The sequence below is a fragment of the Flagellimonas meishanensis genome (assembly GCF_019880545.1).
Taxonomy (GTDB): Bacteria; Bacteroidota; Bacteroidia; order Flavobacteriales; family Flavobacteriaceae; genus Flagellimonas; species Flagellimonas meishanensis.
Genome location: NZ_JAINVW010000001.1, coordinates 908489 through 921959, shown reverse-complemented (window position 1 = coordinate 921959; position 13471 = coordinate 908489). Strand labels below are relative to the sequence as shown.

General features: G+C 41.9%; 15 protein-coding genes. 9 read left to right on the top strand and 6 right to left on the bottom strand.

The features are described from left to right. Nucleotides 1–178: 178 nt before the first annotated feature. The 4 genes from K7G75_RS04145 to K7G75_RS04130 are packed head-to-tail and all read left to right on the top strand — an operon-like array spanning nt 179 to nt 3008. Entirely contained in the window at nt 179–703 is a 525-nt protein-coding gene (locus tag K7G75_RS04145; RefSeq protein ID WP_222982961.1) for an RNA polymerase sigma factor, read from the top strand. Nucleotides 704–705: 2 nt separating this feature from the next. Next, the gene (locus tag K7G75_RS04140) at nt 706–1497 is read left to right on the top strand and encodes a HEAT repeat domain-containing protein (protein ID WP_222982960.1); all 792 of its coding nucleotides are present in this window, start codon (nt 706–708) and stop codon (nt 1495–1497) included. 20 nt (nt 1498–1517) lie between these two features. Then, the gene (locus K7G75_RS04135; protein WP_222982959.1) at nt 1518–2270 is read left to right on the top strand and encodes a DUF4097 family beta strand repeat-containing protein; all 753 of its coding nucleotides are present in this window, start codon (nt 1518–1520) and stop codon (nt 2268–2270) included. Between the two features lie 24 nt (nt 2271–2294). Then, the gene (locus K7G75_RS04130; protein WP_222982958.1) at nt 2295–3008 is read left to right on the top strand and encodes a DUF4097 family beta strand repeat-containing protein; all 714 of its coding nucleotides are present in this window, start codon (nt 2295–2297) and stop codon (nt 3006–3008) included. A gap of 3 nt (nt 3009–3011) precedes the next feature. Here K7G75_RS04130 and K7G75_RS04125 read toward each other — a convergent pair whose 3' ends face one another. From K7G75_RS04125 to K7G75_RS04100, 6 genes are all read right to left on the bottom strand, one after another. Further along, nucleotides 3012–3404 carry a DUF423 domain-containing protein gene (locus K7G75_RS04125; protein WP_222982957.1) on the bottom strand — a complete coding sequence of 131 codons (393 nt, stop codon included), beginning with the start codon at nt 3402–3404 and terminating at the stop codon, nt 3012–3014. Nucleotides 3405–3408: 4 nt separating this feature from the next. Beyond that, on the bottom strand, nt 3409–3819 hold the full coding sequence (locus tag K7G75_RS04120) for a DUF2141 domain-containing protein (RefSeq protein WP_262420238.1): 411 nt from the start codon (nt 3817–3819) through the stop codon (nt 3409–3411). Nucleotides 3820–3854: 35 nt separating this feature from the next. Next, nucleotides 3855–4289 carry a hypothetical protein gene (locus K7G75_RS04115; RefSeq protein ID WP_222982956.1) on the bottom strand — a complete coding sequence of 145 codons (435 nt, stop codon included), beginning with the start codon at nt 4287–4289 and terminating at the stop codon, nt 3855–3857. Nucleotides 4290–4351: 62 nt separating this feature from the next. Then, nucleotides 4352–5083, bottom strand: coding sequence for a CPBP family intramembrane glutamic endopeptidase (locus tag K7G75_RS04110; protein WP_222982955.1), 732 nt, complete (start codon nt 5081–5083; stop codon nt 4352–4354). A gap of 77 nt (nt 5084–5160) precedes the next feature. Beyond that, complete coding sequence (locus tag K7G75_RS04105) at nt 5161–6291, bottom strand: helix-turn-helix domain-containing protein (RefSeq protein ID WP_222982954.1); 1131 nt, start codon at nt 6289–6291, stop codon at nt 5161–5163. Then, the gene (locus tag K7G75_RS04100; protein WP_222982953.1) at nt 6291–8321 is read right to left on the bottom strand and encodes a S9 family peptidase; all 2031 of its coding nucleotides are present in this window, start codon (nt 8319–8321) and stop codon (nt 6291–6293) included. Before K7G75_RS04100 ends, K7G75_RS04105 begins: the two co-directional genes overlap by 1 nt. Nucleotides 8322–8384: 63 nt before the next feature. On the opposite strand from K7G75_RS04100, the gene K7G75_RS04095 reads away from it, so the two are divergent. The 5 genes from K7G75_RS04095 (at nt 8385) to K7G75_RS04075 (ending at nt 13437) form a co-directional block, all read left to right on the top strand. Next, nucleotides 8385–9512 carry a helix-turn-helix domain-containing protein gene (locus K7G75_RS04095; RefSeq protein ID WP_222982952.1) on the top strand — a complete coding sequence of 376 codons (1128 nt, stop codon included), beginning with the start codon at nt 8385–8387 and terminating at the stop codon, nt 9510–9512. Between the two features lie 61 nt (nt 9513–9573). Continuing rightward, a complete protein-coding gene (locus K7G75_RS04090; RefSeq protein ID WP_222982951.1) occupies nt 9574–10092 on the top strand; it encodes a hypothetical protein in 519 nt (172 codons plus the stop codon). A 5-nt stretch (nt 10093–10097) separates the two neighbouring features. Then, nucleotides 10098–11675: an acyl-CoA thioester hydrolase/BAAT C-terminal domain-containing protein gene (locus tag K7G75_RS04085; RefSeq protein WP_222982950.1), complete on the top strand. Its 1578-nt coding sequence runs from the start codon at nt 10098–10100 to the stop codon at nt 11673–11675. Between the two features lie 76 nt (nt 11676–11751). After that, nucleotides 11752–12498, top strand: a complete 747-nt coding sequence (locus K7G75_RS04080) for a DUF6090 family protein (protein ID WP_222982949.1) — start codon at nt 11752–11754, stop codon at nt 12496–12498. Nucleotides 12499–12678: 180 nt separating this feature from the next. Further along, complete coding sequence (locus tag K7G75_RS04075; RefSeq protein ID WP_222982948.1) at nt 12679–13437, top strand: SDR family NAD(P)-dependent oxidoreductase; 759 nt, start codon at nt 12679–12681, stop codon at nt 13435–13437. The last annotated feature ends 34 nt before the right edge of the window (nt 13438–13471 follow it).

Sequence of the window (13471 nt, the reverse complement as noted above, 5' to 3'; positions counted from 1 at the left end):
CGGGAAAGAAAAAACATTCCAAGGACTGCGGGTCCGATAATTGCGGGTGTTCATAATATTCCGTTCCACTTCATCCTTGCCACCAACTTTTTGGCATTTACAATCTTTTTTTTTGATCTTGTTGTAACCTTTCCCAGTTTTCGGACTATATAGGTCAAACACTAACACAAAACAACGTTTGGAAACGCTTTCAGATGAAATGATAATGCAAAAGGTCGCCGAGGGCAATCTAGATCTGCTAAAAGTTCTTTTTGATAGGCATCATAAATATGTATATAATTTTTTATACAAAATGTGCGGGGATAGTATGTTGAGCGAGGATTTAACGCAGGATGTGTTTTACAAGTTGATCAAGTATCGAAGTTCCTATAACAATGGTTCATTTCTGTCTTGGTTGTTCACCATTGCCAGAAACAATTTGAAGACCCATTTTGTCCGAAATCACAAAAACCATTTGGGTGCAGATAAACTTGATCATGAAATTATTGAGAATGAAAACGAAGTGCGGGAGGATTATTCCCATTTACAGAGTGCATTGAATAAACTGAGTGCCCCTGAACGGGAGTTGATCGTGCTGAACCGTTTCAACAACATTCGCTATGAAGAGCTTGCCGAGATTGTGGGCAGTACGCCCGGGGCCGTTAAGACGAAAGTCTGCAGAATATTGAAAAAACTAAAGGAAATCTATTTGGAAACCATATGACCATGGAAAAAAATCATATCTCGGACTTACTTCCAGATTATCTGGATAAGGCCTTATCCCAAAAAGAGAGAAAAGCCGTAGAACTGCATTTGGAAGCTTGTTCATCATGCAGGAAAGAATTGGAAGAACTCAGCGTATTGTTTCAAGCCATGGACGAGGACCAAATTAAAGTTCCCACCGAAAGGCTCCGAAAGAACTTTGAGGATTTCCTGAAAATGGAAAAAAAGGCCGCGCGCAAAGTGGTTGCCATCTCCCAGGAAAGAAATGGATCCAATTGGGCCTCCAATCTCCTCAAGGTGGCGGCCAGTATTGCGCTTTTGATAGCTTCCTTTCAAATGGGAGGGGTTTTCCAACAACGGAAGGCCAATGAGAATCTTTTGGCTCTTCAAAATGAAAGTCTTCAAATGAAACAGACAGCGATGCTCTCCTTGATGGAGAACCAATCGGCCAGTAAACGAATACAGGGGGTAAGCTATATTGAGGAGTTCGAAAATCCGGATGAGGCCATAATCAATGCTTTGGCGGACCGTTTTTTGCACGACGAAAACGACAATGTGCGACTGACCGCTTTTGAGGCACTATCCAGGTTCACGGCTTCTGAAACGGTAAAAAATGTATTCATAAAAGCTCTTGAAAACGAAAAAAATCCAAGTATCCAGATTGCCATCATACAGACTTTGGTACAGATGCAGGAAAAAAAGGCCATTGCCCCAATGAAAAAATTGTTGGAGCAGGAAGATACCCAGCCTTTCATTAAAAATCAGATAAAAGAAGGATTGCCAAAAATTATATAAACATCAAAAAACGAAAAATCATGAAAAAATTAACCCTTGCATTTATGGCCCTATTTTTAGGGACCATGGCCAGCGCGCAGAACGATTACACCAAATCCCTTAGCGGGATAGAATGGGTAAAAATCGAGTCCAAAGCGGATATCGTTGTCCGTACCCACAATTCCAATGAACTGTTGATAAAAGGCAGTGGCGCCCACAAAGTTTCCGAAAAAGCCAAAGGACTCCGACTGGTGGGCGAGGGAGGCAATGACAATACCGAAGTTGGTTTCTATGTGGTAGCCGATGGGAACACCTTGCTTGTAAAGAGTCTGAGAAAATCGGAAAGTGCCGAAATCTTTCTCCCCAAAAACCAAAATGTCTCCGTGAAAAGCACTTGGAACGGCGATATTGAAATATATGGCTTTACAGGGGAGATTGAAGCGGACGCCCAGCTCAATGGAAGCGTTGCTCTCAGGGATGTGAATGGCCCCGTCACAGCCAATGCACTGAACGGGGAAATCACGGTTGAGTTTGGCACCATAAATCAGGACTCCCCCATTTCCATTTACAATACCAACGGTGCCGTGGATGTGACCATGCCCGGTAACACCCCTGCAAATCTTTCCATGAATTGCACCAATGGTGACATCTATACCAATTTTGACATAAAAAGGGAGGAAAAGGATGGCCTAAAGTCTTGGACCGGAAGAAAAATAAGGGCCTCCATCAACAATGGTGGGGTGGCCATTTCCCTAAAATCCACCAACGGAAACATTTACTTAAGAAAGAAATAATCATCATCATAAAAACGAACAGTCATGAGAAAATTTGCCCTTATCCTAATACTGGGCCTATTAGGTCTGCCTTCAAGTGCCCAGAAAATCGTTGAGAAAACGTTTGATCATTCCAATCAATTTATAACTCTTGATGTAAGGTTTGCTTCCGATATTGAGGTAAAAACCTGGGACAAGTCCACCGTTTACTTCAAGGCCGACATTACCACCAAGGATGGAAAGTACCTGGACCTATATAAATTGGACATTAGGGAAAGTAGCAGTTCCATTTCCATTACCTCCAATCCTGAAGACCTGTTCAAGGCCTTTTATGACGAATGGAACAAAGATGCTCCGGAGGGGAGGAAGAGGTATTATCATACCAATGAGACCTATCTATTCAACTACGTACTCTATGTGCCAAAGAATGCTTCTTTTAAGGTGAGCAGCATCAATGGGGATTTAAATGCCGAGGTCATCGAGGGGGACTTCATCGCAGATTTAATCAATGGCAATATAACCATTGGAAGGTATGAAGGGGATATGGACCTGAAAACCATAAACGGCGAGATAGATTTGGTGGTCAACAACTCCCGATTGATTGCGGAGACCATACATGGCAATATTTATGCAGACCAAAAATTGAATTTGAAAGTCGCCGACCGCCACGTGGGACAAAAAGTGGAGGGGAGTTTTGATCAGGCAAAGTATCGCCTGGAGCTCAACACCATTAACGGGAATATGTACCTGAGACTTTGACCGTTAAATAATTGGGCTTACAAAGCTGTAGAGCAACAAGGCCCATCCAGCAGCCAAAAGCAATCCCCCGATGGGAGTAACAGGGCCCAAAAAGCGTAGCTTTTTACCCTTTGCTCCACTAAGGCAAAGTGCATAAATACTAAAAGAGAACAAAAGGGTACCATAAATAAAACAATTGACGATAGCTGAATCCAAAGGTTTATCAAAACCGAGGTTAAAGCTCAACACAATGAGTACAATGGCATGGTACATTTGATATTTGACCCCTGTTTCAAAGCTGTGCAACAGTTCGGGGGTCAATTTTTGTTTTAGGGCATGAGCGCCAAAAGCACCTAACACTATGGCCAAAAAACCATAAAGCGCTCCCATGACCTGTGCGAGGAAAATTGTTTCCATAGTTTTATAACTCTATGCTGATTTCGTAGTCCGAAGTGACCATAAAGGAACATTCATGGTATTTAGGTGGTCCAAAAGTATGCATCTTTCCTTTGGAGAATGCCACTTTCTCCTTGGGTATGCCCAGCCAATTGGTGTCCAAAAGTCCGTTCGCATTTTCATCATGAAACACGGCCAGGGCGTACTCCCCTACGGGCAAATCCTCAATTTTTAGTGTGACCATGCCCTTGTGGGCACGAACGGTCCCTGTTTTAAGCACCTTGTCGAAGGACAAAAAAGTGTCATCCGAATCATAGACAGCCACGTTTACCTGGCCCAAGGTGGAATCCACATTTTTTACATGGACCGAAATGGTGTTTTGGGAAAAAATCAATGCTGGCAGGAATACAAAAGCGGAAAGAAATCTCATATCCATCTGGGACATTTTAAGTTTTTGTTACATATACGATGCTAAAAATCGTTATGGTTCTTTCTGGCTTTCTCTAATTCTGTTTGCAAAATAGCATATATTTTTTGGGTTTGGATGCTGTCCTGAAAATTAAAGAACGTTTTGATGGAATCATGATGGACCAACCTTATTTTTTGTTGGGTAAGATCATCCACAAAAACGTAGGTTTTTGTCTGGTTCAAGGAATCCAAAAAAATACCCTTTTCCTTCATCATCCATGAAAAACCGGATGAACGTTCCATTTCGGGCAACCTATTGACCATGGTGATGCTGTCCATTTCGGACAAGGGGACTTTCTGGTAATATATGCCTGATAGTATTCGTAGCTCGCCCTCTTTGATTTTATGCCAATTTTTGTAATGTATGACAAAGGCCATCAGGCAGACTATGAGGGTCAATACTATCAACAAGTTCCAAAACCAGTGTCTTTTTTTCATGAAATTAGTGTCGCGTGCCTAAGCTATAACGATGCAAACGGGTTAAAATTTTAATTCAATATTTATCCAAAGTAGATATTTAAAAACAACAAGCTGTCCATATAGGCATGCGCCAATATACAGATGTTCAATCTCTTTTTTAAAAGAACATAACTACTGGCTAATGCCAATCCCATAAAAAAAGTCTGAACCATGCCTATGGCACCCCATTTATAGTGGATCAATCCAAATAAGATTGAGCTCAAAAGGATAGCTCCCACATTTTTGAACCTTATGCCGTTAAAAAGCCATGCCAATCTATTTACCAAAAACCCCCTATAAATGAATTCTTCACCAAATGAGGAGATAACGTATACCCCCACCAATGAGAGAATAAAAACTCCTGTATTGTTTTTTAAATATTCATAGCCGGACATATCCATTTGCAGATCGGTTTGCAAAAAAAGTATGGCAACTTTATATCCCAATCCAAATGCGATCAGTGTAATGACAAAGACCAAAAGTGACCATAAAAATACCCGTAAAAGTTCCTTGGTGTTCCCTAAACGCAGCGTTATTCCAAAATCCTTCCAACTTTCACCCCGTAACCAAAGTCCAATCGAAATAAGTAGAATCATAATGGCATTGGTGAACCAGACCACAACATGCTCGGCAAGCAAATTTCCTTTGGCGTATGGCGACACAAAAACCATAAAAAGCATGGGAAGGCCAAAAACAAGGGCTATTTCAACAATAATGGCTGTTCTATTCTGATTCAATAACCTTCCCCATCTATATTTGAGCTTTGTTTCCATGATCTAAAGATTGATTTTGGATCCAAGCTAAAGATCATTTGGGGTTTTACGGTTTTATTTCAGGAAGCCGAACCCTTTTACCATTTAGCTTCTTTTTGCCCACGTTTGAACTCTGTAGGCGTCACCCCCGTTTTTTTTCTGAAGACCGTATTGAACGATGATTTTGAGGAAAAACCAACCTCATACATGATCTCCTGTATGGTCATCTGGTGGTCCTTTCTTGCCAAAAGTTCCTTGGCAGCATCGATTCGGTAAGAATTCACATAATCAAAAAAGTGTTGGCCGAAAGTTTGGTTGATTATCTGCGAGACTTCCTTGGTGGACAAATCCATCAGATTCGCCAAATCTGAAATGGTAAGGTCTGGATTCTTGTACAACTTTTCCAATTCCATTTTTTGGGCTAGGTTCTTTGCAAGGCTCTTGCTCAGCACTTCCCCAAGATTGGATCCCGCATACTTTTTGGTCATGGGCTCCAAGGGTTGTAAAAACAATTGCGGTTTTTTAAGGGCTTTGAACAGCACTCGATTGATGAATACAAACAAAACAATGGTGAAAAGCAACAGGCTGATGTGCAGATATTCTCCGAGGGATGAAAATGGAATAATGGAATGGACCATGCCCAATATCCAAATAACCCCAATGGAGTTTAGGATAAAATCAAGCCATTTCAAGTCCACCTTTACCGCATTAGAATAGTTTTCCCTTAATGCATTTTTATGCCGGTTCAACATACTCTTGCTCCACCAGAAGTAAACCAAAGGGTGGGTGTAGAATATTATCGATACCCAGAAAACTGCTTTTGAGCTTCCCTGGGTCACGGCGTTTTGTGCTTCTTCATAACTAGGTGCACCCCAGGAATACACTAAAAACAAGCCTACTAAGCAAATCAAAAAAGGAATTAAGTGTATTATTTGCTTTAAATCAATTTTGAAGTTTTTCTGCATATTGTACCTCACATACCAAATGACCAATGGGCCAAAAAGCAACAGAAGTGTATCATCAAGTAGAAAAAAGAGTGGAAAAGCGTGGTTTCTATCGGTGAGTTGCAGCAGCAAATCTCCAATGTTGATTGCCAAGGCCAAAAAGAAAATTCCCAAAACCAAATTGCCTGCCCTTTTCCTGTTCTTGATGGTGAGCAAGAAAACGGAAATAAAAAACAATTGGAACGTGACAACAAGGAGCAGTGCTATGTTCCAATCAAGATGCATCAATCTTTGCTCTTAAACTTATCGAACCACGCCACGGTGTGTGCAATTTTGGTCATTAAATTGCTTGGTTTGCTTGCTATGCCATGACTTGCTCCAGGTATTTCCACCAAAACCGTCTCAATCTTTCTCAATTTAAGCGCATGGTACAACTGTTTGGCCTCACTGGGCGGCGTTCTCAGGTCATCCATTCCCACCATTACCATGGTCGGGGTCTGTACGTTGCCAACCAGCGAAATGGGTGAAAATTTCCAATAGCCCTCAAAATTTTCCCAAGGCTGTCCGGGATAGCGATGGTCATAATAATAGAAGTAGTTGTCGGCCACGAGCGTCTTGCTGATCCAGTTCATGACGGGTTTGGCCACCACCGCGGCTTCAAACCGATTGTTTTTCCCAATGATCCAGGCCGACATGATGCCACCGGCGCTTCCTCCGGTCACGAACAATTGGTCTTCATGTGCGATTCCCATTTTAATGCAGTGATCCACACCATCCATAACATCGTCATAATCCTGTCCGGGATAGTTGTTGAACAACAGATTTCCAAACTCCTCCCCATAACTGGTACTCCCCCTTGGATTGGGATAGAAAACAATATAGCCCGCTGAGGCATAGAGCTGCATTTCAATGGAGAAGCGATCTCCGTAGTTCAAAATAGGTCCTCCGTGGTTCTCAACCATAAAGGGATACTTTTTGTTCTTATCGTAATTTGGTGGGTAAACGACCCAACCTTGAATGTCCCGTCCATCAAAAGAAGATTTGTACCACACCTCCTCCACCTTGCCGAGGCTTCGGTAATTGAGCAAAGCGCTGTTCAGGTTTGTAATCTTTATGGGGTTGTTTGTCTTTGGTTTCAATATCGCCAACTCAGCAGGATAGTCTGGTCTCGTCTGGGTAAACACCATAGTGCCATTTTTTGAAATACTATAGGATCCACTGGCGTAGGGTCGCCCCACTGTTGTACCACCAACATTGTCCACCAACTTTTGCATATTTCCGGATAGGGAGATATATCCAATTTTGCCGTTCCCCTTGTCATCGTAGTACAGATATAGCCCCTTCCCATTTTCGTCCCATCGAATTTGGGCCAGCGTTCTGTTCAAAGCTCCAGAAATCATCCGTTTATTGCTGCCATCCACATTCATGATATGCAATTTGTGGGTTTGATAGGCTTGTACCTTATCCTCAAAGCCCAAGTAGGCTATCTGTTTTCCATCGGGTGATACTTGAGGATCATAATCTGGTCCGTTTCTATCGGTCAAGGCCAAGATTTCGCCACTTTTCACATCTACGGAGTAGACCTCACTATTCCTGAAACGATATTCCCAATCCTCTACCCGATTTGCGGAGAAATATATTCTTGTACCATCGGGAGACCAGGACAATGCGCCCCTGTGGTGCCAATCGCCAGAAGTGATTTGGCGCGGGGCTCCCCCATCGGCAGGAATTGTAAATATGTGGTTGAATCCAGGATTGATGTAGCCCCTGCCATCGGCTTCATGGTACACGCGGTCTGTGATTCTGGGTGCCTCGGCCCACTCGGCCCCTTTTGGTTTTTTAGGGATTTTGGCTATTACCGGGGGGTCTTGGGGCACGTTCATTGAAAATGCCAATTGTTTTCCATCGGGTGACCATGTCAACGAACTTGGGCTAAACGGAAGTTGTGATAGCCTTGCGACCTTCCCTGAAGCAACCCAATACATATAAATTTCCGATCCCTCATCCGTGGTACTGGAAAAAACGATACGGTCACCGCTGGGTGACCATTGCGGCTCACTTTCATTGGTTTCCCGGGCAGTGAGCTTTTGATGCTGGCTACCATCGGTCCTTATCATCCACAGATTGCCCACGGATCGGTCCTTTAGGATATCAAAACCCATCCTTCGATAGACCACCCACTCTCCGTTTGGAGAAATCTGCGGATCGTCAGCATATTGTATGTCAAAAATATCGAGATAGGAAAAACTTTGGTTTTGTGCCATTGTGAATTGCAGGGCACTGGATGCAAGAAGAAAAAGAAGAAGTCTCCGCATAGTTTTGAAATTTGTAGTTTTAAAGGTAGCGGAAAAGGAAGACGCCTCAAAACAAAATTGCGCATGCAACTTAACATTTCCATCATTCAACTAATAACAATTTGTGCTGTGGCCAATGGCTTTGTTTTTGGGCTATTGTTATTGGAAAAAAGGGAAAACCGGTTTGCCAATCGTTTTCTTTCCATGAGCATCCTATGTCTGTGCCTGACATTTACCCCGTATATGTTGGATCCTTCCATATGGCATAAATACCGATGGCTTGCCTGGATGCCTTTTTCGGTATCATACTGGATTGGGCCTTCGTTCTATTTTTATGTGAGGACTCTTACCCGCCCTCAGGAAAGATTCAAAAAAATACATCTTTGGCATTTTTCTCCCATTTTGCTGAACTATCTGCACAGTATATTCCATGCTATTTTCCCCGGAAGTAAGACCCCTTGGCACTACTTTCATTTTGTTGCGGAAATTCTGGAATCAGCAGCCGTCATATCTATTCTTGTTTACATGGTCCTATCTCTAAAAATGATTGTGCGGTATCAAAAAATGTTACTTGACCATGTATCAAATACGGACAGCCTTGATCTTGGCTGGATTAAAAATTGTATCAAGATCATAATGGCATCATTTGTAATGATTTTGATTTTTCTTGCAATAAGTACAGGGATTAGTGGAAAGGAATTATTTGGTCAATGGGACACGTATAGGTCAGTGGTGCTTTTGGGTTATGCATGTTTCCTCTACTGGCTGAGCATTCATGGATATAGGCAGGCACAGACTTTACAAATCAAGAAAGCTGATGGCTTGGAAGCCAAAATTTCTAATGATGAATCCGTTACCATTATTACCAAACTGGACATGGGCATGAGAGGTCAAAAGCTTTTTAGAGACCCTGAATTGAGTCTTTCCTCTTTAAGTAAAATGATGGGAATTCCGGAAAGAAATATTTCCGAGGCCATTAACGGCGGGCTCGGCAAAAACTTTTACCAATTCGTCAACGAATACCGAATAGGTGATGTACAGGAAAAGCTCAAAGATCCCCTCAACCACAACCTTAAAATTATCAGTTTGGCCTATGATTCCGGCTTCAACTCAAAAGCAACATTCAATAGGATCTTTAAATTATACACAGGCCTTACCCCAAGGGAGTATAAAACACAAAAAAGAGCGGAAAATTCTCTTTTTGAGACCTAAAAACAGGCATTGATACCTCTGGATAGCGGAACAAGATTACATTGGGCAAAAACATAATCCAATGAAAAAATCCATATTGCCAATGCTATTCCTTGCTGCCTTCAACACATTACTTTCGCAATCCATTAATGACCTTGATTTTTTGATTGGCACATGGAAAGTCGTTGAGACTATTTACCCAGGTACGGAAAAAGAGTATCAGGAACTTGGGAGCCGAACCTGCGAATACTATTTAAATGGAAGCTTTATTAAATGTGAATCCAAAACAGTGGACCAAAGAAATCAACAAGAACGTGCCTATGCCTACCTTATCAACTATCATAAAAAGGAGGATGTTTTTTTGGTGACTTCCTTGGCACATGATTTTCCATTGCATGGGCAGCACAAATGGTTTTTGGATAAAGAGAACCAACAACTCAATGCCATTTCTCCAAAAAACGTAATTGAGGACCGTTTTTTTAGAGCTACTATCTCCTATTCTGATAAAAACAGATTGGTCTGGAACGGATGGGCCAGTGTTTATTTAAAAGATAAAGAATGGAAGCAGATTTTTAACGATGTAACCATCAGAGTAAAATAATCCACATGGAGAATAAGAAGATGCTTTGGATTGTTCTGTTCATTTTTGGCGCATGCCAGCAACCCCCAGAAAATGAAAATCAAGAAGCGTTCACCAGTTTTTTGGACTATGGCGAACATCCAGTTGGTTTTAAGACACTTTTCGTGTCAGATCTTTCCCGGAAAAATGTTCCCTATGCCGATTGGGGAGGAAAGCTCTATCCCAAAAATGTAGAATCAGCGGGAAGAAATTTACCCCTGCACATTTGGTATCCTGCAGAAGAAAACGATCAGGAACTTTTGCCCTTTCATCACTTTGCAAGGTTGAACACTGTTGAGACCGAAAATCAATTCCTAAACCAAAATGATTCCTTCTACAAACAAGTTTTTTCGTATCAGGTGCGTGAACTTGGAGGAGGTAAGGATTTTGGGCCCGAACAAATGGACGCGCTCCTGGGCCTGAAAACAAATGCTTCGTTAAATTCAACAGCACTACAACAAAAATTCCCTTTGGTCATATTTCCAAATGGGTCAAGCCCAGCATTTCAAAGTATCCTCTGCGAATTATTGGCAAGTCATGGCTACATCGTGGCAGGTGTGTCCTTGAAGGGACAATTTTCCCATCCTATTGACGCCTCCGTTCTGGGACTGGAGGTTGCTGTGGACGATTTGGAATTCGCACTGCAAGAATTACTGAAGCTTCCGAATGTTGACCAAAACAAAATTGCCTTAATGGGCAATGCCATTGAATCGTCGTTCTGCGCAGCTTTGGCTTCCCGTAATGAAAAGATAGAAGCGCTGATAAGCTTGGAAGGTGGGTTTTTAAGTCAGTTTGAGCAGGACATTTTGAATGAGACCAGCTTCTATCAACCACAAAACATTACTATTCCAATAATGGCGATTTATGCGCCCCACCCTAGCATTTCACCCCATTTCATTTATGATTTGACCTATAGTGAACGCTATTTTGCCCATTTCCCGGGAATGACGGAGTTTCATCTTTTAAATTTTGGGGTATTCGAGGAATACATTCCCAACATTATCGGGGAACCAAAAGGTGATACCAAAATGGGATTTAAAATTACTTCTGATTTGGTATTGGCTTTTTTGGATGCCAAACTGAAAAGTAAATCGGAAAAATTGGATCAATTTTACAGTGGGGGAATACCCAAATCCCTTGAAAAGACGGTCGATACGCTTTTTAGATTGGACGGATTCAACCCTCCCCCCAACATGGCCGTACTCAAGAATCTTTTTGTCGCCAATGGGATGTCCGCTATTGACAGCATCTACCAATCCCATATTTCCGAAGGAAATGCCAAACCATTTTCAAACACCTTTTACAATGATTTTAAAAACTGGTTGGCCTGGAAAAAAGACCCAGACTACGTTAATCGGATGCGTTTATATGAAATGGCAGTGGAAAGTTACCCTGAATCCGCTTTGAACCACTACCGTCTTGGTTACTATTTTGAAAAAAATAATTTTATCGAAAAATCACAGTCCCATTATCGTCAAGCAAAAATATTGTTAGAACAAGACAACACTTTAAGTCCTCCATTAAAAAAAGATTTGGAAATGGAGTTGACCGAGGCCTTTAACTAGTTTCATTCCCAAAATGGAACATATTCAGGAGCATAAGCCATAACTTGTTATATTTATGGCACATAGCCAACCTACAATGATTAATTTCTTCCGTAAAATCCGCCAGAAACTCCTTCAGGAAAATCGGTTTTCCAAATATCTTTTGTATGCTGTAGGTGAAATCATCCTAGTCGTCATTGGTATTTTGATTGCGCTTGGAATAAATAACTGGAATGAGGACAAAAAGAAAGCAAATCAACTACAACAATATCGAATAAGCCTTATTACCGAACTCAACGCCGATTTAAGCACCTTGAATCAACTTGAAAATTTAATGGCCATACATAAGCGAAAGATTGAAGAGTATATTGATTACTATAACCAAGAAAATGTTGACATTTTTATCCTTGGCCAAAAAAAAGACAGTATCGACTACGCCATAAATACTTTTAACAAATCTTCATTTATATTGGATGAATTGAACGCCACCGGCAACATTTCCCTTTTTTCCAAAGAAGAGAAAGAATCCATTGCAAAGCTTAAAAACAGTCATGAGATCTTCCAATACTATGAAAGAAAGACCCTAGAGGGTGTTATAGAAATTACGAAAGACTATGTGATGGCCACAGATAATCTGTACGAGAACAAATACTCAAAAAAGCAGCATATCTCGGTAAAAGATTGGCAGCTCGACTTAAATTCAGAACAATACAGATTATATCACAATCTTTTGTATAATGTCATTGTACTTTTCAACTTTCAGCAAAGCAATGTCTATCCGACAATACGGGAGGATACCGAAACCTTGTTGAAAATTCTGGATCAAAAGCTTGACCATGATTAAATTCTTCCGGAAAATCCATCAAAAACTGCTTCAAGAAAACCGATTCTCCAAATACTTGCTTTACGCTATTGGGGAAATTGTGCAGGTCATCTTTGAGATTTTATCGTGTTGCAAATCAATAACTGGAACGAGAGGAACAAGCAAGCCATGGAATAATTGAATTGATCATAATCTTCATATATGGATTTTACGGATAGGTATGTGTTGATCACAGGCGCCTCCCGAGGCATTGGAAAGGCAGCAGCAATTGCCTTTGCCCAAAAAGGAGCCAAAGTGGGCATCAATTTTCGGAACAACGAAGAAGCCGCCAAACAAACATTGGCGGCATTGCCTGGAGAGGGGCACCGACTTTTTAAAGAAGACATTTCAAAAAAAGAAGGCCCCAAAGCGCTCATTAACGACTTCCTAAAAAGCTATGGACGGCTCGATGTCTTGGTGAACAATGCAGGCATCTTTTTGCGCCATGGGATCGATGAAATTGATTTTGATGACTGGACCGATGCCTTCGAAGAAATATTCAAGACCAACTTATTTGCCGCGGCCAACCTCAGCTATTGGGCGGCCCAAGCCATGATGAAATCAGGTGGAGGGCGCATTGTAAACGTCTCCTCCAGGGGAGCTTTTCGGGGTGAGCCCAATGCCCCGGCCTATGGGGCCAGCAAAGCTGCTTTGAATGCCATGAGTCAGTCGCTTGCAAAAAAACTGGCTCCTCACAAAATTTATGTGGGCGTAGTGGCCCCCGGTTTTACGGAAACGGATATGGGAACGCAAGCCCTTACACCCGAGGAGGAAGAACGCCTTTTGTCAGAATCCCCTTTTCGGCGTATGGCAAAACCCGAAGAAGTGGCCCATGCCATCCTTTTTTTGGCCTCGGAAGGGGCTGAATATTCCTCCGGGGCCATCATCGATGTCAACGGGGCTTCGTATCTTCGAAGCTGATAAAATTCGCTAGGGCTCATCAAAGTTCTAAATA